The sequence below is a fragment of the Pseudomonas sp. MPR-R2A5 genome, from assembly GCF_058793055.1.
Genome location: NZ_JBXAFK010000001.1, coordinates 236,035 through 261,520 on the forward strand (window position 1 = coordinate 236,035; position 25,486 = coordinate 261,520).

Here is a 25,486-nt window from a genome sequence, read left to right on the forward strand (position 1 = left end):
GATCCTATCGAATCACTTTTCACGTTCTCACGAGGTTTGCCATGGCTGATTACAAAGCGCCGCTGCGTGATATGCGCTTCGTCCTCAACGAAGTTTTTGAGGTCGCCAAAACTTGGGCCCAATTGCCGGCATTGGCAGACACCGTAGATGCCGAAACCGTTGAGGCGATCCTTGAAGAGGCCGGCAAAGTCACCGCCAAATCCATCGCCCCGCTCAGCCGTGGTGGCGATGAACAGGGTTGCCACTGGGCGGACACGGTCGTCACCACGCCGGAGGGTTTCCCCCAGGCGTACAAAACCTACGCGGAAGGTGGCTGGGTCGGTGTCGGCGGTGACCCGATCTTCGGTGGCATGGGCATGCCCAAGGCCGTGTCGGCCCAGGTCGAAGAGATGATCAACTCGTCGAGCCTGGCGTTCGGCCTGTACCCGATGTTGACCTCGGGCGCCTGTGTATCGATCAACACCCATGCCAGCGAGGCGCTCAAGGCCACCTACCTGCCGAATATGTACTCCGGCAAGTGGGCCGGTTCCATGTGCCTGACCGAGGCCCATGCCGGCACCGACCTGGGCATTATCCGGACCAAGGCCGAGCCTCAATCGGATGGGTCCTACAAAGTCAGCGGCACCAAGATCTTTATCACCGGTGGTGAACACGACCTGACGGAAAACATCATCCACCTGGTGCTGGCCAAGTTGCCGGATGCGCCGGCCGGTCCCAAGGGCATTTCGTTGTTCCTGGTGCCGAAGTTCATGGTGAACGCCGACGGCAGCCTGGGCGCGCGTAACCCGGTGAGCTGCGGTTCCATTGAACACAAGATGGGTATCCAGGCGTCGGCGACCTGCGTGATGAACTTCGACGAAGCGGTCGGCTACCTGGTGGGCGAGCCTAACCGTGGGTTGGCAGCGATGTTCACCATGATGAACTACGAGCGCCTGGGGGTGGGTATCCAGGGCCTGGCGTCCGGCGAGCGCTCGTACCAGAACGCGATCGAATATGCGCGTGACCGCTTGCAGAGCCGTTCGCCCCTGGGGGCGCAGGCCAAGGACAAGGTGGCTGATCCGATCATCGTGCACCCCGACGTGCGCCGTATGCTGCTGACCATGAAAGCCTCGAACGAAGGCGGCCGTGCGTTCTCCACTTACGTGGCGACGCAGTTGGACATCGCCAAGTTCAGTGAAGACGCTGCCACCCGCGAGCGTGCCGACAACCTGGTGGCGCTGTTGACCCCCGTCGCCAAAGCGTTCCTCACCGACCTGGGCCTGGAAACCGCCGTGCTCGGCCAGCAAGTGTTTGGCGGCCACGGCTACATTCGTGAATGGGGCCAGGAGCAACTGGTGCGCGATGTGCGTATCACCCAGATCTACGAAGGCACCAATGGCATCCAGGCGTTGGACTTGATGGGGCGCAAGATCGTCGGCAGCGGCGGTGCGTTCTACACCTTGTTCGCCGATGAGATTCGCCAGTTCACCGCCACTGCGGGCCCTGAGCTGGCCGAGTTCACCAAGCCGCTGAACGCGGCGGTGGATAACCTGGACGACCTGACCGCCTGGGTGCTGGACCGCGCCAAGACCAACCCGAATGAAATCGGCGCGGCCTCGGTGGAATACCTGCATGCATTTGGATACATGGCCTATGCCTATATGTGGGCATTGATGGCTAAGGCCGCGTTGGGCAAAGAGGCGCAGGAAGATTTCTACGCCAGCAAGCTGGGCACTGCACGGTTCTACTTTGCCCGCCTGTTGCCGCGGATTCACTCACTGAGTGCGTCTGTAAAAGCCGGTAGCGAATCGCTGTTTTTGCTGGATGAAGCGCAGTTCTAAGGGGGTGGAGGGCGTGTAAGCATTCTCTTACATGACGTGCCGCTATTCGTCCTCTATCGCCAAATTGGATCCACGGATAATCTACTTCACATGGACGTCGCGCAGGAAGCGCAAAGCAACAACACGGACACGTAGGATTCTGCCAGGATGGCGGAGTGAAATGGATGTCAGGGAAACAGTCTGCAAAGCCCCGCTTCGGCGGGGTTTTCTTTTGCCCGCGAAAAAGTCAGGGGCGCTGAGTTCAGGGCTGGGCCAGCGGGGCATTCATCACGTCTTCAAGCAAGGTGCGCAGCAACGCCATCGTGGCCTGCTGACGCTGCACATCGCGGCACACCAGGCCCACTTTCAGCGGCACCCTGGGTTCACTCAAGGGCTTCCACAGCAGCGACTGGCTGTTGTGTTCATCCTGGGAACGGCCCGGCAAGACGGTCGCCAGTTTGGTATGGGGCAGGCTGTCGAGAATCCCCACCATGGTATTGAGCTCCGCTTGCACTTGCGGGCGCCGCCCGAGGTTAGCCAACTGGCCCTGCCAGATCTGTCGAACCTGAAACTCTTCTCCCAGCAGCAACATCGGCAATTCGGCCGCCTGTTTCAGCGAGACCTTCTTGAACTCGCGCAGGGGGTGATCCTCGGGGATCACCACTTTCAGTTCATCTTCATACAACAGCACACCGTGCAGGCCCGGCTGGCGTGGCGGCAGGTAACTGATGCCGATGTCCAGCGAACCGTTGAGCAGCCGCCGTTCAATCTCAATCCCGGTCAATTCGTAGATCTGCACCACCAGGTGGGGTTGGGCCTTGCGCACCCGCTCCAGCATCTGCGGCACCAGGCTGGTGTGCACGGTTTGCAGGACGCCGATGGCCAAGGTGCGCAGTGCCTGGCCCTTGAAGTTGCGCAAGGCTTCGACGGCTTGCTGCATACCGTCGATCAACGGCAGGGCGTGGTTGTACAAGGTATGGGCGGCGAGTGTCGGTAACAGGCGCTTGCTGCTGCGCTCGAACAGGCTGACATCCAGGTTCTGCTCCAGTTGGCGAATCTGCTGTGACAGCGCCGGTTGGGAGATCGACAGGCGTTCAGCGGCACGGCCCACGTGGCCTTCTTCATATACCGCGACGAAATAACGCAGTTGCTTGAAATCCATAAGTCTTTCTTATCGAAAAAGCTGGAAAATCGAAATGGCCGTTAGCCGCCGAGACGCCTAGTCTAGCGCCTATCCACAAGGCTTACAGGGCCAGATCGGGCAATGAATAGCGTTTATGTTGATGGTATTTGCATAGGCAAGGCAAAAAACCTCTCGTGGGGTTTTGCCGGTGGGACCGACCAAGGCGTGGTTGCCATGGGAGGTAAAGTGTGAACCTGTTCAATTTGCGTCGCCCCGCGGCGAGCCTGGATGACCTGATCCTGGACGCGCCCCATGAAGATCTCCCCGGCGAATGCCTGATGCCAACCGTGGCACGCCCCCCACAAGTCTTTGTACGTGGCCAGGCATCCTGGCTGTGGGACAGCGATGACCGTGCCTACCTGGATTTCAGCCAGGGCAGTGCCGCCAATAGCCTCGGCCACAGCCCACAGGTCCTGATCAAAGCCCTGGCTGATCAGACCCAATCCCTGATCAATCCCGGCAATGCCCTGCACAATCGCGCCCAACTCACTCTGGTCGAGCGCTTGTGTCATCGCACCGGCAGCGACCAGGCGTATCTGCTCAACAGTGGCGCGGAAGCCTGCGAAGCGGCGATCAAGCTGGCGCGCAAATGGGGGCAGTTGTATCGCGGTGGCGCGTATCGAATCATCAGTGCCAGCAACGGTTGTCATGGTCGCAGCTTTGCGGCGATGTCGGCCTCGGCGAGCACCCAGGAAAACCGCTTTGAGCCGCAGTTGCCGGGTTTCAGCCATGTGCCGTTCAACGACCTGCCGGCCTTGCACGCCGCGGTCGATGCACACACCGTCGCCATCATGCTGGAGCCGATCCAGAGTGAAGCCGGGGTCATCCCGGCGACCGATCACTACCTTAAAGGCGTTGAGCGCCTGTGTCGTGAGCTGGGGATTCTGCTGATCCTCGACGAAGTGCAAACCGGCATCGGCCGTTGCGGCACCTTGCTCGCGCAAGAGCAGTACGGCGTGCGGGCCGACATCGTTACCCTCGGCAAAGGCCTGGGCGGCGGCGTACCGTTGGCGGCGCTGTTGGCGCGGGGCAAAGCCTGTTGCTTTGAAGTGGGGGAGCTGGAAGGCACCCATCATGGCAACGCGCTGATGGCGTCGGCCGGTGTCGCGGTCCTCGATACTGTGTTGGAGAACGGCTTCTTTGAACATGTGCGCGAGTCGGGTGCTTACCTGGGTGAAGGCCTGGCCCGCCTGGCTTATCGCTACGATCACGGCGAACTGCGCGGTCACGGCCTGATGTGGGGGCTGACGCTGTCGGATGACTCTGCGGACGCCGTAGTAAAAGCTGCACTTCATGAAGGCTTGATCCTGACCGCCCCGCAGCCCGACTGCCTGCGCTTCACGCCGGCGCTGACCGTGAGCAAGAGCAATATCGACGAAATGCTCCTGCGCCTGGCCCGCGCTTTCTCCCGCGTGCGCACCGCGCAGTTGCAATGCCGCAAGGGCATCGCCGTTTAACCCCTTATTCCTGAACCGTCTCGCGGTCTACGCGTCGCCTCCAGCCTGATTTTTTCGGCTGGGGGCGTTTTTTTGACTGTGCACTTCGGTATGGCCCGGTGCCAGATCCCACTGAACCCTCACGAACCCCCAAGGTCGATTAGCTACACGGCTCACACGAGCCGACTTTTTGGAGCTGACCCATGGATTTCATTCGTATCATCATCGCCATTCTGCTGCCGCCACTGGGTGTGTTCCTGCAAGTGGGGTTTGCCGGCGCGTTCTGGCTGAACATCCTGCTGACCTTATGCGGTTACTTCCCGGGCATCATCCACGCCGTGTACATCATCGCCAAGCGCTGAGGTCGTCAGCCTTTTGCGATGAGCCGTGAGTTGCGCTCATTGCGAAAGGCCAGTTGCTCGATGGTCTGGGTGGCATGTTCGGCTTCTTCCCGTGCTTGAAGGATGATGCCGTGTTGCTCGGACTTGCTGCACACCGGGTCGGCATTGCTCGCATCCCCCGTGAGCATGAAAGCCTGGCAGCGGCAGCCGCCGAAGTCCTTTTCCTTTTCATCGCATGAACGGCACGGCTCGGGCATCCAGTCATAGCCGCGAAAGCGGTTGAAGCCGAAGGAGTCGTACCAGATGTGCTGCATGCTGTGGTCGCGCACATTGGGAAACTGCACCGGCATCTGTCGAGCGCCATGGCAAGGCAGGGCGGTGCCGTCGGGTGTTACCGTCAGAAAGATACTGCCCCAGCCGTTCATGCAGGCTTTCGGGCGTTCCTCGTAGTAATCCGGGGTGACGAAGATCAGCTTGCACGGGTGGCCTTCGGCTTCGAGCTTGGCGCGGTATTCGTTGGTGATGCGTTCGGCGCGCACCAGTTGCTCCTGGGTCGGCAACAGGCCCACACGATTGAGCTGCGCCCAGCCGTAGAACTGGCAGGTGGCGAGTTCGACAAAGTCCGCCTCCAGCGCGATGCACAGCTCGATGATGCGGTCGATCTTGTCGATATTGTGCCGGTGGGTGACGAAGTTCAGCACCATCGGGTAGCCGTGCGCCTTCACTGCACGGGCCATTTCCAGCTTTTGCGCGAAGGCTTTTTTCGAACCGGCCAGCAGGTTGTTTACCTGTTCGTCGCTGGCCTGGAAGCTGATCTGGATATGGTCCAGGCCGGCTTTCTTGAAGTCGCTGATCTTCTGCTCGGTCAGGCCGATGCCCGAGGTGATCAGGTTGGTGTAGAAGCCCAGCTTGCGCGCCTCAGCGATCAACTCGGCCAGGTCCTGGCGCACCAGCGGCTCACCGCCGGAAAACCCCAATTGTGCGGCGCCCATCTCACGAGCCTCGCGAAACACCTTGATCCATTGCTCGGTGCTCAGCTCCTTGCCTTGCTCGGCAAAGTCCAGCGGGTTGGAGCAATACGGGCATTGCAACGGGCAGCGGTAGGTCAGCTCGGCGAGCAGCCACAGCGGCAGGCCGATCGCCGGTTTTTCAGGCAAGGGTGATCCAGTGCTCGGCACGGGCGACCTCCATGAATTGCTCGATGTCATCACCCAGCTCAGGCACACCGGGGAATTGTTTATCCAGCTCAGTGATGATCGCCGCCACGTCGCGCTCACCGTCGATCAACCCACCAATCAGCGCGGCGCTGTCGTTGAGCTTGATCATGCCTTCGGGGTAGAGCAACACATGGCCTTTTTGCGCGGGTTCGTACTGGTAGCGGTAGCCCTGGCGCCAGGTCGGTTTTTTGCTGCGATCAAAGCTCATAGGGCGATCCCTTTATGCCAGACCCGCTGCTCGGTCACGCTGTGATACGGCGGGCGATTCAGTTCGTAGGCCATGCTCATGGCATCCAGCATGCTCCACAGGATGTCCAGTTTGAACTGGAGAATTTCCAGCATGCGCTCCTGGCCTTCACGGGTGGTGTAGTGCTGCAGGGTGATCGCCAGCCCGTGTTCCACATCGCGTCGGGCCTGGCCCAGGCGGGTGCGGAAATACTCGTAGCCGGTGGGGTCGATCCACGGGTAATGCTGTGGCCAGCTGTCGAGGCGTGATTGGTGGATCTGCGGCGCGAACAGCTCGGTCAGCGAGCTGCTGGCGGCTTCCTGCCAGCTGGCGCGGCGCGCAAAGTTGACGTAGGCGTCCACCGCAAAGCGCACGCCGGGCAGCACCAGTTCCTGGGAGCGCAGTTGGTCCGGGTCGAGGCCGACAGCCTGGCCCAAACGCAGCCAGGCTTCGATACCGCCATCTTCACCGGGGGCGCCATCGTGGTCGAGCAGGCGCTGGATCCATTCGCGGCGGATCTCGCGGTCCGGGCAGTTGGCCAGGATCGCGGCGTCTTTCAGTGGGATATTCACCTGGTAGTAGAAACGGTTGGCGACCCAGCCCTGGATCTGCTCGCGGGTGGCGCGGCCTTCATACATCGCCACGTGGTATGGGTGATGGATATGGTAGAAGGCGCCCTTGGCCCGCAGGGCGTGCTCGAATTCGACGGGTGTCAACGGTGTGTCAGTCATGTCGTCAGCTCCTACAATTCAATGCTCATGCCGTCGTAAGCCACTTCGACATTGCGCCGCACCAGTTCCGCTCGTTCGGGGGAGTCTTCATCGAGGATCGGGTTGGTATTGTTGATATGGATAAGCACTTTGCGCTGCTTCGGCAATTGTTCCAGCACTTCGAGCATGCCACCGGGGCCGTTCTGTGCCAGGTGGCCCATCTCGCGACCGGTGCGGGTGCCGACGCCACGGCGCTGCATCTCATCGTCGTCCCACATCGTGCCATCCACCAGCAGGCAATCACTGCCGGCCATGATCTCCAGCAGCGGCGCATCGACTTTACCCAGGCCTGGGGCGTAGAACAGTTTGCCGCCAGTGCGCAGGTCTTCGACGATCAGGCCGATGTTGTCGCCGGGGTGCGGGTCGAAGCGGTGCGGCGAATAGGGTGGCGCGGCGCTGCGCAACGGCAGCGGGGTGAAGCGCAGGTTGGGGCAGGCGGGGATGGTGAAGCTGGCGTCCAGCTCGATACGGTTCCAGGCCAGGCCGCCGTTCCAGTGGGTGAGCATAGTGAACAGAGGGAAGCCGCTGCTCAGGTCTTCATGGACCATGTCGGTGCACCACACCTGGTGCGGGCAGCCTTCGCGCAGGCTCAACAGGCCGGTGGTGTGGTCGATCTGGCTGTCCATCAGGATGATTGCGCTGATGCCGGTATCGCGCAGTGCGCGACCGGGCTGCATGGGCGCGAAGCCCTGGAGTTGCGCGCGAATATCCGGCGAAGCATTGCACAGCACCCAATTGACGCCATCGTCGGAAATCGCGATGGACGACTGGGTGCGCGCCTGCGCCCGCAGGCTGCCGTCACGAAAGCCTGCGCAGTTCACGCAGTTGCAGTTCCACTGCGGGAAGCCGCCGCCGGCGGCGGAACCTAGAATCTGGACAAACATGGCCGCTCCATCAAGCAAAGCTGAAAACAAAAACGCCCCGGACGAGCCGAGGCGTAATCTTACCCAGCCAATCAGCGGCTGGCGAAGTACATGGTCACTTCGAAACCGATGCGCAGATCAGTGTAAGCAGGTTTGGACCAGGTCATATTCTTACTCCTACGAAGGGATGGGACGTTTACTACCAAGTAATACATATAGTCCACCTCCAGTCGGAGATGTTCAGATGTGTGCGTGGGAATGTTACCGAATTCTTTTCAAGTTAGCGCTGTCTTGGTGGAAAAAGCCTATTGCAGGGGCGGCAATGATCACTGCACCGTCTGCCAGGCAGCATTGATGCGCGGACCATTGGCGACGCAGCGCCAGCCGCCCGCGGCGAGCTGCAATTGTTGGGCGGCGTACTGCAGGTCTTCGCGGGTGCGGGTCAGGATTGCTTGTTGCAACTGTGAGAGGTAATCCGACGGATGGCCTGCCAGGCGCGCGTGCCACAACAGTTCGGCGGCTTGGGCGATGGGCAGCGCCTGTGCTGTGAATTGTTGCGCCAAGGGTTGCTGGCCCAGGTCGTCGTTGCTGTCGATCAATGCCGGCAGTTGGGCAAGAAACGCCTGGAAGTGATCAACGATCGCTTCAAGGGAAACACTGGGGGACTGCACCCCCAACAACAGGCCGGTTTGCCCGTTGATTTGTCGGACACTGCTGAATACGGCGTAGCCCAGCTGCAATTCAACGCGCAGACGTTGATAGAACGGGCCCTGGAGCAAATGCCCGAGCAGTCGCCATGACGCTTCATCCGCCAGGGAATATGTGGGTGTCGGGCAAAACAGCAGCAAGGCGGCGTCGTTGGAATCGGTCTTTACTTCATGCCACAGCTGTTGACCGCTGAGGCTTGGGGGGACGTGCTCGCTGTTAACGGGCTGCCCGGGCAAGCGAGCGGCAGCGGTTTTGATCGCCGCTTCATACGCGGCGGGCAAACCGCAGCCCAGCCCGTGCCAACGCGCGTTGGCCCACGACGCCGATGGCTCACCGGCCTTGGGCGGGCTGCCGGCGCAGCACGCCGGCAGGGCGCTGAGCAATGTTCGAATCGCGATCATAGTGGGCGGTGCGCAGGGCGCCTCCAACGGCTGGTGCAGGCGATGTGCCAACGCTTCCAGCACGGCCGGCATGGGCTCATGCAGGCCGACCATTTTCAGCAGCCAATCGTTGCCGGTCGTTTCGAAAGACAATTCGACCCCGGCCTGGCGGGCATTCGTGCGCAAGGGCTGCAACGTGCTTTCCAGCCCTGCTGGCACGGGAGAATCAAAGCGCCAGCGCAGGTATAAAGCGCCTTCGCCGCTGTCATTCGCCAGGGCCTGGCTGAAGGTCAGAGCCGACACTTCCCTGCGTCCCCGTGAGCGGTCCTGGGCGAAGGTGCGCAAGCCGCGATGGGCGCTGGTCTGGCCACGGATCAAACCGGCGCGTTCGTCCCTGGCAGGCGGGCGCAGGAACGGGTTGTTCGGCGGGAGCTGCCAGGTGTGCCGGGAGGGCGCCAGTTGCAGGGCGTCGAGCATGGCCTTGAGGGCGGTGGCGCTGTGTTCCGACAGTTGTGGCTCCAGGCCGTCGCTGTCATGTCGCGCCAAGGCGAGTGCGCTCAGGGTCTGTTGTTGGCGCGCGTTCAGCAAGGCGAACTCTTCGCGCAAGGGTGTCCAGTCGCTGTGGGCGAAAAAGCTCAGCCAGTCGTGCAGCAGTGTCTCGATCTGTGGTGCTGAGCCGCGTTGGGTGCCCAGGGTAAAGTCGACATCCAGCAGCGCTTGCCCGCTGAAGTGATAAACCACGCTGGCATGCAGCGCGGTGGCCAGTTGTCGCGTTTTCACTTCGGCAAGCAGACCGCCCGGCGCCGAGGTATTAAGCCAGAGGCACAGGAAATCCAGCGCTTCGCGGGGTGCTGCGCAGGTGATGACCTGATGCAGGTGATTGCCAGCAGTGTGTTGATAACCGCGCGCCAGGCCGGCCATCAAGGCGGGTGGGGCGTCCTGCGGATGCAGGGGCCCCGATGTCAGTGCGTCACTGAACCGCTGCGCCAAGGCTTCCAGTTGCGCCAATGATTGTGGGCCGGCAAGGCTCAACGTCATCTGCCCGCTTCGATAGAAGTGCGCGTGAAATGCCCGCAACGCTTGCTGGAATGCCTCGCTTTCCAGCGGCAGGCTATCGCGATTGCCGGCATGAAAACCCCGCAGTGGATGATTGGCGGCGACGCCTTGCAGCAGTGCCACTTGTTGCTGTGCGTTGGCATCCTCGGACCAGGCGACGAACTCCGCGTGCAGCACCTCGCGCTCGCGCCGTTGGTCTTCCAGCATCAGGCGCGGGTGAGTCAGCATGTCCGCCAGCCGCTCCAGCCCATCGTCGAAGGTCGATACCGGCAGCTCAAAGAAAAAGTCCGTGGTGCGCTCGCGCGTGCTGGCGTTGACCTGGCCGCCGTGGCGCTGCACGTAGCTCATCAGGCCTTCGTCACCCGTGAACCGCACCGTGCCCAGAAACAGCAAGTGTTCCAGGAAATGCGCCAGGCCTGGCCACGCCAACGGGACGTCATGGCTGCCGGCAGCCACTCTTAAGGCCGCGGCGCAGCGCTTCAGGCGCGGGGCATGACGCAGGGAAACCCGCAAACCATTGGCCAGGGTCAGATGAGAGTGGTGAGGATGGACCGGCGCAGGCATGGGCACTTCCGAAACGTAGGAAGCGCCTATGCTAGCAAACCCATCAGGTCAGGGCTTGTACAGCGTGCCATAGAGCTCGGGGCGACGGTCTTGCAGGTAGTGATTGGCGGCGCGGGCGTCGAGGATCGATTGGTGTTCCAGCGTGCCGACAATCAAGGCTTCATCCAGGCCGGCCTGGGCGATGCGCTGGCCATTGGGCGCGGCGATGCTGCTTTGTCCGCAGTAATGGATCTCGCCTTCGTGCCCGCAATAGTTGGCGTAGGCCACGTAGCACTGGTTCTCAAAGGCCCGTGCCCGCACGGTGACGTCGGCAACAAAGTCGAACGGCACCATATTGGCCGTGGGCACCAGGATCAGTTCGGCGCCGGCCAGGGCCAGGCGCCGGGTGTTTTCCGGGAACTCCAGGTCGTAGCAGATGAGAAATCCGAGCGTCCAGCCGTTGAGTTCCACCAGCGGGAAATCATCTTCGCCGGCGCTGAACATCGAATGATCCAGGTCGCCAAACAGGTGCGTCTTGCGGTAGTTGCACAGGCGCTGCCCGTTGGCGTCGATCAATTGCACGGCGTTGTAGATTTGCCCATCCTCGGCTCGCTCCGGGTAGCCGTACAGAATCGCCAGCTTCGCGCTGCGTGCCAGTTCGGCAATCGCATGGGCTGATGGGCCATTCTGCGCTTCGGCCAGTGCGCCCACGGCCTCGGCGCCGATGTTGTAGCCGGTCAGGAACATCTCCGGCAGCACCAGCACATCAGCGCCGGACGCCTCATGCGCCAGTTTGTGCAGGCGCTTGAGGTTGCCCGCCACATCCAGGGGCAAGGGCGGGCATTGGTACAGGGCGACACGCATGGTCAACTCCTTACTCGGGCAGGGCGATCGGCCCGATGTCATCGAACACATCACCCGGCCCTGGGTTTTCTGGATGGGTGCTGCCACCGAAGTGGGTCATGATGCCCCACACCGCGTTCAGCGAGGTTTGCACGGCGCCTTCCACCCAGGCGGGGGTCCAGGATACGTCGTCGCCGGCAATGAAAATCCCTCGTTGTTCGGCGGGCATGTCCTTCTGCATGAAGTGCGCGTACATCCGCTGGTTGTAGCGATAGTGGCCGGGCAGCGCGCCCTTGAAGGCCCCGAGGAAATGCGGGTCGGCTTCCCAGGACACGGTGATCGGGTCGCCGATGATGCGCGCCTTGATGTCGACTTTCGGGTAGATCTTGTTCAGCGCGTCGAGGGCCAGCTTCACCCGCTTGTCGATGGGCTGCGGGAGCATTTTCAGGGCGTCGCTCATCCACGAGTACGACAGGCAGATCACGCCCGGCTTGTCGTCGCCGTTGTCGAAGAGGTAAGTGCCACGGGTCAGGCGATCGGTGAGGGTCATGCTCATCAGGTCGCGGCCGGTTTCCGGGTCTTTGTCTTTCCAGAACGGGCGGTCGACCATCACGAAGGTTTTCGACGACTGCATGTAGCGCGTACGGTCGAGGGCCATCCACATCTTTTGCGAGAACAGGGTTTCATCGCATTCGATCTGGGTGGTCAACAACCAGCTCTGGCAGGTGGTCAGTACCGCCGCGTATTCACGGGTGTCACCGTAGTTGTCGGTGACTGCGAACCGGCCATCGGGCGCGTGGGCAATGCGCTTGACCCCGGCCCGTGGCGCGCCGCTGTGCAATGAACTGAGGCTGGTACCGGCTGGCCAATGGGCGCAACGTTCCGGCACATGGCGCCAGATGCCCATGGGCACTTGCGCCACGCCGCCGACCACCAGGTGCTGGTGGTCGTCGCAGTTAGTCATCACCACGCGGAAGATTTCCAGCATGGAATTGGGGAAATCCGAGTCCCAGCCGCCCGTGCCGAAACCCACCTGGCCGAACACTTCGCGGTGATGGAACGACAACTTGGCGAACGCCTTGGAGGTGGCGACAAAATCATAGAAGGTGCGGTCGTCCCACAAGGGCACCAGTTTATTCCACAGTTCTTTGAGGCGTGGCACGTCACGGTCGCGGATGGCTTGCTGGATATCGCCGAACTGCGAACCGGCTTCCAGGGCATCGGCCCAGGCGTCAGCCACTTCCTGGAACAGTGCCGGCAAGTCAGAGAGCTTTTGTGCGTAGTGGGTCTGGCCTTCCAGGTCGATCACCGTACTGCCGGAGGCCGGGGTCAGTGGGTTGGGAAAGGGTTTGGTGTCCAGGCCCAGTTTGTCCACGTAGTGATAGAACGCCGTGGACGATACCGGGAAACGCATGCCACCCAGCTCGGCGATGATGCCTTCGGCGCCTTCAAAGGCTTGGGAGCGCAGGCGGCCACCCATCTTCGAGGCTTCGTATACCACGGGCTTCAAACCCAGCTTCATCAGTTCATAAGCGGCCACCAGCCCGGCAATCCCGGCGCCGACGATCGCCACTTCCGCGCCATGGTTGGCTGCGGGAATGCTGCCCAGGCCTGCTGGGTGTTCGATCCAGTCATCAAAGGCAAACGGAAAGTCCGGGCCGAAGATGGTGATGGGCTTCTTGCCGTCGACCGGGTGGCGGTTGGTTTTGCTGATGGTGCTGGAAGGAATGCTCATGGCTGACCTTACTGACGACTCGGCGGGAAGCGACCCGCTGAGTATAGGAAAAGATGGCAGCCAGTTTAGGCAGCGTAGCGCTCGTTAATAAGACGCAAACTGTCGTCGGTTTGGATTGTTTTTGGTCAATCTGACGAGGTGGCTGGTCAGATTGGCTGGCCACGGTCTAATTTGTTGCTGAGGATGATCGAGGTGGTGGTTTTCTCCACGCCGTCGACGCTGCCGATCTGGTCCAGCAGTTGATCCAACTGCTCCGGCGAATCGGTGCGCAGCCAGGCCACGTAATCGAACTCGCCGCTCACGGCGCAGAGCTGCTGGACCTGAGCCATGGCGCTGAGCCTGCGCAGCACGTCCTTGCCCGAGCGTGCCTGCACGGTGATGCCGACATAAGCCTGCAAACCGCCATCCACGACCCGCTGGCCAAGGCGCACGCCATAACCGGTAATCACCTGGGTTTTTTCCAGGCGCGCCAGGCGTGACGTCACGGTGGTGCGCGCGATACCCAACTGCCGGGCAAGCATGGCGACACTTTCGCGAGCGTTGATCTGCAAAGCGGCGATCAATTGGCGATCGATTTCATCTAGGGCGTGCAAGGGAGGCTCCGATCCGGGCGGCAATGGGATGGCATGTTACAGGCTTGCGTCGGCGAGCAGGCAGCGGGCGAACAGCTGTGGTACCGGTAGGTGGCGTTGGCTGTAGCGGCTCAACAGGATGATCTCGCGGTAAAAGGTCAGATGACCCAGCGGGATAATCCGCACCTGTGGCGAGCGCTCCAGCCACAGGCCCGCCTGGGGAATCAACGACACGCCCAGGCCGTACTCGACCATCTTCACGATGGCTTCCAGCTCATCCAGCTCGAGCGCTACCTGTACCTCTATCTTTTGTTCACGCAGAAATCGGCTGACCAATCGCCCCCCAAACGAAGCGCGGTCATAACGTACGTGTGGCTGTGTGCCGAGCAATTGCAAAGGGTCATCGCCGTCGACGGTCTGAGGCGCGATCAGTACGAACGGCTCTTTGCGCAGCACGCGTACATGCAACTCCTTGGGCAAGTCAAAGGGCGGGCGAATGATGATCGCCGAGTCCAGCTCGCCGGCGTCGACCTGGCTCAGCAACTCAAGGGAGACCCCGGGCACCAATTTGCATTCCACTGTCGGCGCGGCTTGGCGTAAGCGCACCAGCGCCTGAGGCAACAGGCCGGTCTGCGCCGTGGTGATCGCGCCGACTTTCAACTCGCCCCGGTATTCGTTGGCATCCACCGGCACCGCCATGCGGTTGAAGGTCTCCAGGATTTCCTTGGCCAGCGGCAAAGCGCGAATGCCGGCGGCATTCAGGGTGGCCTGGCGTCCCGTGCGGTCGAACAATTGCATCCCCAGCACCTGCTCCAGCTGGCGAATCTGTGCACTCACCGCCGACTGCGTCAGCCCGATATGCATGCCCGCCGCCGCAAACGTGCCATGGCGGGTTACCGCAATAAAGGTCTTCAATTCACGCAGCATGGACGTCTCGATTCATCGAAATAATTTGAGCTCGGCGCAAAAATTATCGTCTTTTCATCATCTGGAGCAAGGCTAAACTCGACGCATCTAATACCCACAGAGGTTTGACCTGATGGCATTGGCTCCTTTTCACCTGGCAATCCCAGTATTCGACCTGGCCGCCGCGCGGCACTTCTACGCTGAAGTCTTTGGCCTGGAGGAGGGGCGGTCGAGCGAGCACTGGGTTGACTTCAATTTCTTCGGCCACCAATTGGTCATCCACGAACACCCGAAAACCGCCTCTCAAGCAGCGGCGCATACCAATGCAGTGGACGGCCACGACGTGCCGGTCCCGCATTTTGGCGTGGTGCTGGGCTGGGAAGACTGGCATGCCCTGGCCGAGCGTTTGCAGGCGCGGGAGACGAAGTTTGTGTTGGAACCGCACATTCGGTTCAAGGGGCAGGTGGGGGAGCAGGCGACGTTGTTCCTGTTTGATCCGTGCGGGAATGCGCTGGAGTTCAAGGCGTTTCGGGATATGGGGCAGTTGTTTGCGAAGTGATGACTGTATTTCGCACGGTCTTTCTTCCAGTAGAGACGCAGCGTCGAGCCGACGCTGGCGCATCAATCCAGCAGGTGCTTTAACGCAGCGACGCCAACAGGCGGCTCCGCCGTCCAGGGAACCACAATGACAGCATGGCTGGTTTGGTCGGCTACTCGCGTCATCTGTTTTTGCTCGCTATCCAGGCGCGCGCGCAGCAGCGGGTCGGTGGTGGCTGTAGCCAATAGTGACTTATTGACCACCCATGCATACGGTTCGATGTTGGCCCTGCGCAAGTCATCTTGCAGCGCTGCCGCCTGAGACACAGGTGTGGCTTCGGGCAGTGTCACAAGGAGAATTTTGGTGTAGTTGGCATCTTGCAGGCGCATCAATGGCGTAACGATATGGTCCGAGGCTCGGCCTTTGAATTCCCGAAGCATCTGGCGGTGATAGGCGCCTGTGGCATCCATCAGTAGCAAAGAATGCCCCGTGGGGGCGGTGTCCAGTACCACGAACGAGGTCCTGGCTTGAGAAACCACGCGGGAGAACGCGTGGAAGACGGCGACCTCTTCGGTACAGGGGGAGCGAAGGTCCTCGATGAGCAAGGCTATTTCAGCTTCCGTCAGGGTCGGCGCGCGGGACGCCACGATCTTGTCTACGTATTTTTGGGTCTCGACCTTAGGGTCAATGCGGCCAACGCTAAGCCCTTTCACATCGGCATTGAGGGTCACGGCCAGATGCGCCGCAGGGTCAGTGGTGCTCAGGTGCACGGACTTGCCGTGCTGCACCAGGCCCAGGGCGACGGCGGCGGCAATAGTGGTTTTGCCAACCCCACCTTTGCCCATGACCATGATCAACCCGCGTTCATCATTCGCAAGCTCGGCGATCAGCTCCGAGAGCGTGTGATGTTCCAGGCGTGAGGGCGCTTGAGTTGCAGTACTTGTTGGCCTGGCAGGCTCCGGGGCAAGCAGTCCGCGAAGCGCGGGCAAACCAACGGAGTCTACGGCCTTGAGCGAAATATAGTCGGCTGAAAGCTGGCGCAGTGAAGCTGGCATCTGGTCGAGCGCCCGTTGGCCAATAGCCTCGATCGCTGCTGCGATCGGGTCATTCAAATCGCTGCGTTTGAACACCGCGTTTACCACTAAACGCTGGTTGACCAGACCCAACTCACGGAGCTCGTCGGAGGAGTGCGCAGCCTCGTCGAGCGCGCCTTTGTCAGGGCGAGTGACTAGCACAACGGTGGTCAGGGCTGAATTGTTGAGCGCCGCCAACGCCTGCTTGAAAAGCTGCTCCTGCATTTTCAAACCCGAGTGCGGCCCCAGGCATGACGCGCCACGGTCATTGCCTTCCAAAAAACCGCTCCACGCTTTTGGCAGGCTCAACAGTCTAAGCGTGTGCCCCGTGGGCGCGGTATCGAACACGACATAATCGTAGGCTGCTGCGCCTTCTGACAGGAGGTGGGCAAACTCATCGAAGGTTGCGATTTCGGTCGTGCATGCCCCCGAAAGTTGCTCGCGTACCAGAGCAATATCCTGATCGCTGGCCTGGGAGCCCATTTGCTCGACTACCCGGGCTCGGTAGTCGATGGCGGCGGCCTCGGGGTCGATGTTCAGCACGAACATCCCAGGCACCTCCGACACTGCTACAGGCTGATTGCTCAGCTCGACACCGAGCATCTCATCAAGGTTCGAGGCGGCGTCTGTACTAACCAACAACACCCGCTTGCCTGCATCAGCCAAGGCGATTGATACCGCAGTGGAGACCGACGTTTTGCCCACTCCGCCCTTGCCAGTGAAGAACATATATTTGGTGGGTTGATCGAGCAGTTTGATGGTGGGTTGCATGGCGTGCTGGCCTCCCCGCGGAGCACAACTGAGGCTCAGAGTTTAGACCGGTGTTCTGCACCTCCAGTTTATTTTATGAATCAAGCGGACAGGTTTAGCCCAGCGATGCAAACAGTCCAGCCCAGCATAGGGTTGCTATGTCTATTCACGGCGGCGAGCAGAAGGTGTTCTTCCTCCGGCGATAACCTTCGGTCACGATCACTTGGACCGTTGGACTGTATATGAGGTCGATACGCCAGAAACGCAAAAGCCGCGCAATGCGCGGCTTTGGAGTTGGTGGGCCCACACGGACTTGAACCGTGGACCAAAGGATTATGAGTCCTCTGCTCTGACCAACTGAGCTATAGGCCCTTAGTAGGTCGCGGATTATAGCGATGGTTTCTCCGCTGTGCTATCCGAAAAATCCTCAACGCTCATACGAAGAAAGGTCGCGGCGAACAGCTCTGGGGGGAGAGGCAGGCTGACGATGTAGCCTTGCATCTGTTCGCAGCCCTCTGCGGCAAGGAAGGCTTGCTGCGCCGAATTTTCCACGCCCTCGGCGATGATGGTGAATTGCATGCTGTGGCCGAGGGCGATGATGGCGCGCACGATGGCGGCGTCGTGAGGGTCGTCGGGCAGGCCGCGGACGAAGGATTGGTCGATCTTCAGGAAGTCCAGGGGCAGGCGCTTGAGGTAGCTGAGGGACGAATAGCCGGTACCGAAGTCATCAATCGCCAGTTGTACGCCCAGGCGCTTGAGCTGATGCAGCACATCGAGGGCTTCTTCGGCCTGGCTCATGATGAAGTTCTCGGTGATCTCCAGTTGCAGGCAGCCAGGTTCCAGGTGGTACTCGCGCAGCAATTGTTCGATACGTGACAGCAGGTTGGGGTGACGCAGTTGGGCGCCGGCGAGGTTGACCGACAGGGGGCCGAAGCCATCGAAGGCGGTTTGCCAGGCGTGCATTTGTCGACACGCCTGTTCCAGCACCCAGTCACCAATCTGCAGGATCATGCCGTTTTCTTCGGCCAGGGCGATAAAGTGTTCCGGCGCTACATCGCCGAATGTCGGGTGGTGCCAGCGGATCAGTGCCTCGGCCCCGATCAGTTCCTGCGTGAGCAGGCTCAGTTTTGGTTGGTAATACAGGCTCAATTCATCGCGTTCGATGGCGCGCCGCAGTTCGTGCTCCAGCGCTACGCGTTCATTGGCCTGGGCCGTTAGGTCGCGGGTGTAGCTTTCGACCCGGTTACGGCCCTTGGCCTTGGAGCGGTACATCGCGGCGTCGGCGTTTTTGACCAAGGTGGCCACGTCGGTGCCGTCCTGGGGGTAGAGGCTGGTGCCAATACTGGCGCTGATAAAGAACTCGTGTTCACCGGCCTGGAACGGCGGGGTGAAGCAGTCCAGCAGTTTGTTGGCCAAGTGTTGTGCATCGCTGGCTTGTTGCAGGCCGGGCAGCAGGATGATGAATTCGTCACCCCCCAGGCGTGCGACGGTGTCGATGTCGCGCAACTGCTCCTTGAGACGTACGGCGATGTCCTTGAGCAGCAGGTCGCCGATGGGGTGACCGAGGCTGTCGTTGATATGTTTGAAGCGGTCCAGGTCGAGGAACAGCACCGCGCCCTGGCTGCCGGTTTCCTGCTGGCAGTTGATGGCGGCCTGTAACCGACTTTCAAACAACGTGCGGTTGGGCAGGCCGGTCAGGGGGTCGTGGTGTGCCTGATAGTCGAGGCGGGCCTGGGCGTGCTTGAGGCTGGAGATGTCGGCGAACACGGCGACAAAATGCGTGATCAACTGGTCGCGGTTGCGCACGGCGCTGATGGTCAGCCAACTGGGATACACCTCACCGTTCTTGCGACGGTTGGAAATTTCGCCTTGCCAGTGCCCATGGGCAGTCAACTGGTGCCACATGGCGGCATAAAAGGCGCTGTCGTGCAGGCCCGAGGCGAGCAGGCGCGGCGTGTGGCCGAGGGCCTCGGCTTCGCTGTAGCCGGTGATTTCGCTGAAGGCGCGGTTGACGGCGCTGATGTTCTGCCGGGTGTCGGTGATCAATACGCCTTCGGCGGTGCTCTCGAAAACCGTTGCGGCCTGTTGCAGTTTTTCCTGCATCTGTTGGCGTTCGGTGATGTCCCGAGCGATGGTCAACATGCAGTCATCACCGCCAATGGGCAGCGGGCGGCTGGACACTTCACAAAGCCGAGTCTGCCCGTCGTTGCGGCGGATGTGACAGATGAAGTCGCGGACAAACCCGTCGCGCTGCATCAGCTCGATCATGTGTTTGCGTTCGTTGAGGTCGACCCAGATGCCCAGGTCCAGGGTCGACTGGTCCAGGGACGTCGCGCTGGTAAAGCCGGTAATGCGGCTGAACCCCTCGTTGACCTCGATCAGCAGGCCATCGCTTTGACGGCTCAGCAGTAAACCATCGGGGGAGGCATGGAAGGCCTTGGCGAATTTTTCTTCGGAGGTTTGCAGCTGTTGCTGGGTTTCCTTGAGTTGGGTGATATCACGCACCACGACCACCAGCGCTTCGATAGTGTCGAGTTGGAAGGGTTCGGCCGAAATCAGGCCGGTAAACGCTTGGCCATTGCTGCGCAGAAAAGGCATTTCCAGGTTGCGGATGCTGGTGGTCTGCACCTGTTGCAACAGATCCGGGCCGGTACCGGGGATGCCCCAGATATTCAGCTCGGTGGCGGTTTTACCAATCACGTCCTTGGCCTTCAGGCCAACCTGGTCCTCGAATGCTTTATTGACCTCCAGCAGGCAGCCATCGGACATCCGTGCGATCACCAGAATATCCGGGCACTGCTGGAACACCGAGGCAAACTTTTGCTCTGACAACTGCAGCGCCTCTTCGGTGCGCTTGGCGTCGCTGATGTCGATCATCAAGCCACGCAGCACCGGTTCATGGCCATGTTCGATCAGGCTGACAATATCGCGGACCCACAAGCAGCGGCCATCGGCCGTGATCACTCGGTAATCAACACTGTGATCACGGTTGGCGCGGGTTTCGCGCAAGCAATACGCTTCGGTACGTGTCAGGTCGGCAGGATGAATGATGTTGCGCCAGAAGCCGGGAATCAGCCAATGGGCGCGAGGATAGCCGAGTAACTCTTCGGCATGCGGCGACACGTAGCTGTAGGTGAAATCGCTGACGCTGGCTTCCCAGGCTATGGCGGACAGGCTTTCGACCAGGCCGCGATAGTGGTATTCGCTGCTGCGCAGCTCCTGCTCGAGGGCGACACGGCGAGAGATCTCTGAGCTGAGGCGGCGGTTGATGCGAATCACGATGGCCAGCACCGTGCTCAATAGCAGTACCGCCGGCAGGCCGTAGGTCAGCAGGTCTGACCAGAAGGTGCGGTGATCGGTGAGGCTGCCGACCCAGTGTTGCTGAATCGCTTGAGTTTCATCTGGGCTGAGGTCGGCGAGAACCTTGTCCAAGATGCTCACCAGCATTTTGTCATCCCGAGGTACGCCCATCGCCAGTTGGTAGCGGTAGGGTGTCTCGCCGCTGACGTACAAACCGTCGAGCTTGAGCTGGCGCAGGCTCCAGACGCTGGAAGCCAGATCGCCGACCACGGCGTCTACTTCATCAGTGGCCAACGCCTGCAGCGTCGAACTCACGTTGGGCAGAGCCACCAGATTGAGGTCAGGGTGGTGGGTACGCAGTAGCTCATGGGGGGCGTAGTTTTCCACCACGGCGATCTTCAGGCCATAGAGCTCCTTCAGGTTGCGTGGGTGTGCACCGCCTTCATGGGCGAGGATGACAATGGGAAAGTCCAGGTAAGGACGTGTGAACGCCATAAAACTCTGGCGTTCCGGGGTGGACATGATGCCGGGCAGCAGATCGAGCTTGTTTTGCCTGGCTAGCTCCAGCACGGCGCTCCAGTTCTCCGGCTCGATCAGTTTGATCCTGACGCCGAGGCGGTCCTGGATCAACCGCACATAGTCTGCCGCCAAGCCTTGGTAGCGGCCGTTTTCATCACGGTACTCAAAGGGCGGCCACGACGCGTCCACCCCCAGGCGCAGCTCCTGATGGTCCGCCAACCAGCCACGCTCATCATCAGTGAGAGTCAACGCGCCAGCCGTTGCGGTCCAGGTCAGCAGCGACAGCAGTATCACGGTCGGCAATCTGGGCATAACGGTCTCGTTATGGCACGGGGAATGTTTCGAGTGTAGACGGGCATTGCGGGGGGAGAGGGGTGCGCGGGGAATTTTATCGGCACACAGCAAAACCCCCGGCCTGGGCCGGGGGTTCTGGGATCACTCGTCGAGGAAGGAGCGTAGATGCTCGCTTCGCGTCGGGTGGCGCAACTTGCGCAGCGCCTTGGCTTCGATCTGACGGATCCGCTCACGGGTCACGTCAAATTGCTTACCGACTTCCTCAAGGGTGTGGTCGGTATTCATGTCGATGCCGAAACGCATGCGCAGTACCTTGGCTTCACGGGCAGTGAGGCCGGAGAGTACGTCGCGAGTCGCTTCTTTAAGGCTCTCAACGGTGGCGACATCGATTGGCGACTGCATGGTCGAGTCTTCGATGAAGTCACCCAAGTGGGAGTCTTCGTCATCACCGATCGGGGTTTCCATGGAGATCGGCTCTTTAGCGATCTTCAATACCTTGCGGATTTTATCCTCAGGCATTTCCATGCGTTCGCCCAGCTCTTCCGGAGTCGGTTCGCGACCCATTTCCTGCAACATCTGCCGGGAAATACGGTTGAGCTTGTTGATCGTCTCGATCATGTGCACCGGAATACGGATGGTGCGGGCCTGGTCGGCGATCGAGCGAGTGATCGCCTGACGGATCCACCAGGTGGCATAAGTCGAGAACTTGTAGCCGCGACGGTATTCGAACTTGTCCACAGCCTTCATCAAGCCGATGTTGCCTTCCTGGATCAGATCGAGGAATTGCAGGCCACGGTTGGTGTACTTCTTGGCGATGGAGATCACCAGACGCAAGTTCGCTTCGACCATCTCTTTCTTCGCGCGGCGGGCCTTGGCCTCACCGATCGACATGCGACGGTTGATGTCCTTGATCTCGGCAATCGTCAGACCGGTTTCGGTCTCAAGCGCGGTCAGCTTCTGCTGGCAACGGATGATGTCTGGCTGCAGGCGACCAATGGCTTCGGCGTATTTCGCCTTGCCCTTGGCCAGTGCATCGGTCCAGCTTTCGTCAACTTCGTTGCCCGGGAACTGGCGCAGGAAGTCGGCACGCGGCATGCGCGCATCACGAACACAGAGCTGCATGATCGCACGCTCTTGTGCCCGCAGACGCTCAAGGGCACTGCGAACACGCTCAACCAAGCCTTCGAATTGCTTCGGTACCAGCTTGATCGGCATGAACAGCTCGGCCAGCGCTACCAGCTCGGCAATCGCCAGCTTGTTGGCGCGACCGTGCTTTTTCAGGGCCTTGCGGGTGATTTCCATTTGATCGGAAACCGCACCGAAACGCTGGGCAGCGATAATCGGGTCTGGACCGCTTTCGACTTCATCTTCGTCATCGCTGCTGGCTTCAGCATCGTCGTCTTCGGCATCGTCGTCCGCTTTCACGGCTTTCGGGTCGACAGGCGGCGGCACTTCGGCAGCAGGCGGCGCAATACCGTCGTCCGGGTCGATATAACCGCTCAGGACGTCGGACAGGCGGCCACCTTCGGTGGTGACGCGAGTGTACTCGGAGAGAATGTGGTCAACCGTGCCAGGGAAGTGCGCGATTGCGCCCATCACTTCACGGATACCCTCTTCAATACGCTTGGCGATTTCGATTTCGCCTTCGCGTGTCAGCAACTCGACGGTACCCATTTCACGCATATACATGCGCACAGGGTCAGTCGTGCGACCGATGTCGGTCTCCACCGCGGCCAACGCGGCAGCGGCTTCTTCAGCGGCTGCCTCGTCGGTATCGGCGTCGGCCAACATAAGGGCGTCCGCATCCGGAGCACTCTCGTGTACGGGGATCCCCATGTCATTAATCATGCGGATGATGTCTTCCACCTGCTCTGGATCTGAAATATCCTCAGGCAGGTGATCGTTGACCTCTGCGTAAGTCAGATACTTCTGCTCACGACCAAGGGTGATCAACTCTTTGATACGAGACTGCTGTTGCGCTTTTCCGGACATAACACCCTATCCACTGAAGGTCTTGGCGGGCAAAAAACAAGCCGAGGATTATACCCGAGCTATGACCTCACACGCCAGCTGAGGTCGGGTTTGATGCGGAAACATTCTGTTTTAAGAGGTCGCGCATCTGTTTTGCTATCTGAATTTGCTCTTCAGCCGACAATCCCGGCTGCCTTGCTCTCTTGATGAGTTCATCGAGGGTCTGCGTGTGCTGGCCCTCGGATAACCTAGTAATGGTGTCTAAAAACTGTTGTTCAAGGTTGTCGCCGTCAATTAGCCACTCCTTTTCCGCGAGTGCCTTGAGCAAGCGACCTTGTTCGGTGCCATGCCAACGAGCCATCAGCTGAATAGAGTTTAGCTTAGGATTTTTCTGCACTGCCTCGATCAGGGCAATCAGCACCTGGGCGTAGGTATTGCTTTCGTTGGCAAAATGCTCGGCGCTTTCGACCTTGCCCGCCAATTGCGGGTGATGAATCAACGTGCGCAATGCAATGAGCGTCGGGGCTTCCACGGCTACCGGTGTACGCGGGGCATAGGGCTCGTCGCGATCACCGCGCTTGCCGTTCTTGCTCCACGGTTTCTTGTCCCATTTCTTGCCGCCGGCGCCGGGTTTCTTCGGCGTCCACTCCTGCTGGGGCGCATACGCCTCCTGCGGTTGGTGGAAGTCGGAATAGTCCGGCATGGCGTCGTAGTCCATGCCAGGGTCGTAGGCGGGCGGTGCGTCCTGTGGTGCGCTGTGCACCAGCTGGCTGACCGCTTCGCCGCTCAAGCCGGTGATTTCCAGCAGGCGTTGACGCATCAGGGTGCGCAGGTTGGCGCCTGGAACCTTGTCGATCAGTGGCGCCGCAAGGGTGGCCATGTGGGCCTTGCCTTCGAGAGAGCGCGGGTCGGCTTCTTCAGTCAGTTGCTGGAAGAAATAATCCGCCAGCGGCTGCGCGTGTTGATTGATGCGTGCGCGAAAGGCGTCGGTGCCTTCGGAGCGGACCAGGGTGTCCGGGTCTTCGCCTTCGGGCAGGAACAGAAAGCGTGCGCGGCGACCATCCTGCAGGCTCGACAGCGTGGCTTCGAGGGCGCGCCAGGCGGCATTGCGGCCAGCCTGGTCGCCGTCGAAGCAGAACAAAACGCTGGGCACTACGCGAAACAGGCGTTTCATATGCTCTTCGCTGGTGGCTGTGCCGAGGGTGGCCACGGCGTTGCGCAAACCTTGCTGGGCCAGGGCGATCACATCCATATAGCCTTCAACCACGATGATTTCATCGAGGTTGCGATTGTTCTTGCGCGCCTCGAACAGGCCGTAGAGTTCCTGTCCCTTGTGGAACACCGGGGTTTCCGGGGAGTTCAGGTACTTGGGCTTGTCGTCGCCGAGCACGCGACCACCGAAGGCGATGATCCGGCCGCGGCTATCGCGGATCGGAAACATCACGCGGTCGCGGAAACGGTCGTAGCGCTTGCCGGTCTCGGCGTTTTCCACCAGCAGGCCGGCGTCGATCATGGCTTTTTGCTGCAGGGTGTCGCTGCTCAAATGTTTGTACAGGTTGTCCCAGCCCGGCGGGGCGAAGCCGAGACCGAAGTCGCGGGCGATTTCACCGGTAAGGCCACGGCCCTTGAGGTAATCGACGGCGGCCTTGCGCTGCGGATGGCTCTTGAGCGCCTGGCGATAAAAGTCCGCAGCGGCGGTCAGTAGTGGGTATAGCGGCGAGTCAGTGGGTTGCCGCGGTTTGTGCGGTCGGCCACTTTCTTCGCGAGGGATTTCCATGCCGGCGGCTTTGGCCAGTTCCTCGACGGCCTGGGGGAAGTCCAGGTTGTCGTGGTCCATGATAAAGCCGAGGGCATTGCCGCCCGCGCCGCAACCGAAGCAGTAATAGAACTGCTTGTCGGGGCTGACGCTGAACGAAGGGGTCTTTTCCTTGTGGAACGGGCAGCAGGCGGTGTAGTTCTTGCCTGCCTTCTTCATTTGCAGGCGCGAGCTGACAACATCGACGATGTCGGTGCGGTTCAGAAGGTCGTCAATAAAGCTCTGGGGAATCAGCCCGGCCATGGCGTTCTCGTCATCACTGCGTGTAATTGAGGGCCCGTGAAGTGCTCAGGCGTACGTATCGAGTGGCTCGACCATCAATCGTCTGCTTGGGCTGTATGGAAGTGTATCTGCCGAACGTTCACTGACGTTAATTTCAATCAGTGTCCGGCGTGTAAAGGCTGCCCTGGCATCCGGTCTTGGCCAATAGAGGGCCTCGGAAGCTCATCGCTGGGCACAGTCGACCTGTTGATCGCCTGCCTGAAAATAAGTGTGCTCGTCAGTAGCCTTGTTAGGCTCGTCAGAAGAGACGTGCACCGCTGGCAGAAAAGCCAGTCCTGACGTGTGAAGCGGTGTCTCTGTCGCATGGGCGGCGTCGACGATGAAGCATCAAGCGATATCCGCAAATGCCAACAGCCCGGCTGAGG

The 25,486-nt window shown here is 60.5% G+C and carries 19 protein-coding genes and 1 tRNA gene; 4 read left to right on the forward strand and 16 right to left on the reverse strand.

Annotation, left to right across the window (positions count from 1 at the left end):
* Positions 1–41 precede the first annotated feature (41 nt).
* Positions 42–1,820: an acyl-CoA dehydrogenase C-terminal domain-containing protein gene (locus AC1Q6I_RS01110; RefSeq protein ID WP_102623881.1), complete on the forward strand. Its 1,779-nt coding sequence runs from the start codon at positions 42–44 to the stop codon at positions 1,818–1,820.
* A 241-nt stretch (positions 1,821–2,061) separates the two neighbouring features.
* Here the strand turns inward: AC1Q6I_RS01110 and AC1Q6I_RS01115 are convergent, their stop codons facing one another.
* Positions 2,062–2,961 carry a LysR family transcriptional regulator gene (locus AC1Q6I_RS01115; RefSeq protein WP_024077745.1) on the reverse strand — a complete coding sequence of 300 codons (900 nt, stop codon included), beginning with the start codon at positions 2,959–2,961 and terminating at the stop codon, positions 2,062–2,064.
* 209 nt (positions 2,962–3,170) lie between these two features.
* Between AC1Q6I_RS01115 and AC1Q6I_RS01120 the strand changes: the two genes are divergently transcribed.
* Both AC1Q6I_RS01120 and AC1Q6I_RS01125 read left to right on the forward strand, forming a co-directional pair.
* On the forward strand, positions 3,171–4,439 hold the full coding sequence (locus AC1Q6I_RS01120) for an aspartate aminotransferase family protein (RefSeq protein WP_069077144.1): 1,269 nt from the start codon (positions 3,171–3,173) through the stop codon (positions 4,437–4,439).
* A 182-nt stretch (positions 4,440–4,621) separates the two neighbouring features.
* Complete coding sequence (locus AC1Q6I_RS01125) at positions 4,622–4,780, forward strand: YqaE/Pmp3 family membrane protein (RefSeq protein ID WP_024077743.1); 159 nt, start codon at positions 4,622–4,624, stop codon at positions 4,778–4,780.
* 5 nt (positions 4,781–4,785) lie between these two features.
* On the opposite strand, the gene pqqE is transcribed toward AC1Q6I_RS01125, so the two are convergent.
* The 10 genes from pqqE to AC1Q6I_RS01175 all read right to left on the reverse strand — a co-directional run bounded on the left by pqqE (position 4,786) and on the right by AC1Q6I_RS01175 (position 14,599).
* Entirely contained in the window at positions 4,786–5,916 is a 1,131-nt protein-coding gene (gene pqqE, locus AC1Q6I_RS01130; RefSeq protein ID WP_258538722.1) for a pyrroloquinoline quinone biosynthesis protein PqqE, read from the reverse strand.
* Positions 5,909–6,184 carry a pyrroloquinoline quinone biosynthesis peptide chaperone PqqD gene (gene pqqD, locus AC1Q6I_RS01135; RefSeq protein WP_024077741.1) on the reverse strand — a complete coding sequence of 92 codons (276 nt, stop codon included), beginning with the start codon at positions 6,182–6,184 and terminating at the stop codon, positions 5,909–5,911. Before pqqD ends, pqqE begins: the two co-directional genes overlap by 8 nt.
* Complete coding sequence (pqqC, locus tag AC1Q6I_RS01140) at positions 6,181–6,933, reverse strand: pyrroloquinoline-quinone synthase PqqC (RefSeq protein ID WP_024077740.1); 753 nt, start codon at positions 6,931–6,933, stop codon at positions 6,181–6,183. Before pqqC ends, pqqD begins: the two co-directional genes overlap by 4 nt.
* Before the next feature lie 11 nt (positions 6,934–6,944).
* Positions 6,945–7,856 carry a pyrroloquinoline quinone biosynthesis protein PqqB gene (gene pqqB / locus AC1Q6I_RS01145; RefSeq protein ID WP_024077739.1) on the reverse strand — a complete coding sequence of 304 codons (912 nt, stop codon included), beginning with the start codon at positions 7,854–7,856 and terminating at the stop codon, positions 6,945–6,947.
* Between the two features lie 71 nt (positions 7,857–7,927).
* Positions 7,928–8,002 (reverse strand): pyrroloquinoline quinone precursor peptide PqqA, encoded by a 75-nt coding sequence (pqqA, locus tag AC1Q6I_RS01150; RefSeq protein WP_003194766.1) that lies wholly within the window; start codon positions 8,000–8,002, stop codon positions 7,928–7,930.
* 159 nt (positions 8,003–8,161) lie between these two features.
* On the reverse strand, positions 8,162–10,543 hold the full coding sequence (gene pqqF, locus AC1Q6I_RS01155) for a pyrroloquinoline quinone biosynthesis protein PqqF (RefSeq protein WP_102623880.1): 2,382 nt from the start codon (positions 10,541–10,543) through the stop codon (positions 8,162–8,164).
* 48 nt (positions 10,544–10,591) lie between these two features.
* On the reverse strand, positions 10,592–11,386 hold the full coding sequence (locus AC1Q6I_RS01160) for a carbon-nitrogen hydrolase family protein (RefSeq protein ID WP_024077737.1): 795 nt from the start codon (positions 11,384–11,386) through the stop codon (positions 10,592–10,594).
* A gap of 10 nt (positions 11,387–11,396) precedes the next feature.
* Positions 11,397–13,079: a flavin monoamine oxidase family protein gene (locus tag AC1Q6I_RS01165; RefSeq protein WP_102623890.1), complete on the reverse strand. Its 1,683-nt coding sequence runs from the start codon at positions 13,077–13,079 to the stop codon at positions 11,397–11,399.
* Positions 13,080–13,246: 167 nt separating this feature from the next.
* Entirely contained in the window at positions 13,247–13,693 is a 447-nt protein-coding gene (locus AC1Q6I_RS01170; protein WP_024077735.1) for an Lrp/AsnC family transcriptional regulator, read from the reverse strand.
* A 36-nt stretch (positions 13,694–13,729) separates the two neighbouring features.
* Complete coding sequence (locus AC1Q6I_RS01175; protein ID WP_102623879.1) at positions 13,730–14,599, reverse strand: LysR family transcriptional regulator; 870 nt, start codon at positions 14,597–14,599, stop codon at positions 13,730–13,732.
* Between the two features lie 112 nt (positions 14,600–14,711).
* Between AC1Q6I_RS01175 and AC1Q6I_RS01180 the strand changes: the two genes are divergently transcribed.
* Positions 14,712–15,137, forward strand: a complete 426-nt coding sequence (locus AC1Q6I_RS01180; protein ID WP_024077733.1) for a VOC family protein — start codon at positions 14,712–14,714, stop codon at positions 15,135–15,137.
* 62 nt (positions 15,138–15,199) lie between these two features.
* Here the strand turns inward: AC1Q6I_RS01180 and arsA are convergent, their stop codons facing one another.
* The 5 genes from arsA to dnaG form a co-directional block, all read right to left on the reverse strand.
* Positions 15,200–16,960 (reverse strand): arsenical pump-driving ATPase, encoded by a 1,761-nt coding sequence (arsA, locus tag AC1Q6I_RS01185; RefSeq protein WP_102623878.1) that lies wholly within the window; start codon positions 16,958–16,960, stop codon positions 15,200–15,202.
* Between the two features lie 274 nt (positions 16,961–17,234).
* A tRNA-Ile gene (locus AC1Q6I_RS01190) sits at positions 17,235–17,311 on the reverse strand.
* Between the two features lie 15 nt (positions 17,312–17,326).
* The gene (locus AC1Q6I_RS01195) at positions 17,327–21,070 is read right to left on the reverse strand and encodes an EAL domain-containing protein (protein WP_024077731.1); all 3,744 of its coding nucleotides are present in this window, start codon (positions 21,068–21,070) and stop codon (positions 17,327–17,329) included.
* A 123-nt stretch (positions 21,071–21,193) separates the two neighbouring features.
* Positions 21,194–23,044 (reverse strand): RNA polymerase sigma factor RpoD, encoded by a 1,851-nt coding sequence (gene rpoD / locus AC1Q6I_RS01200; protein ID WP_024077730.1) that lies wholly within the window; start codon positions 23,042–23,044, stop codon positions 21,194–21,196.
* Between the two features lie 67 nt (positions 23,045–23,111).
* Positions 23,112–25,082 (reverse strand): DNA primase, encoded by a 1,971-nt coding sequence (dnaG, locus tag AC1Q6I_RS01205; RefSeq protein WP_069077159.1) that lies wholly within the window; start codon positions 25,080–25,082, stop codon positions 23,112–23,114.
* Positions 25,083–25,486 lie beyond the last annotated feature (404 nt).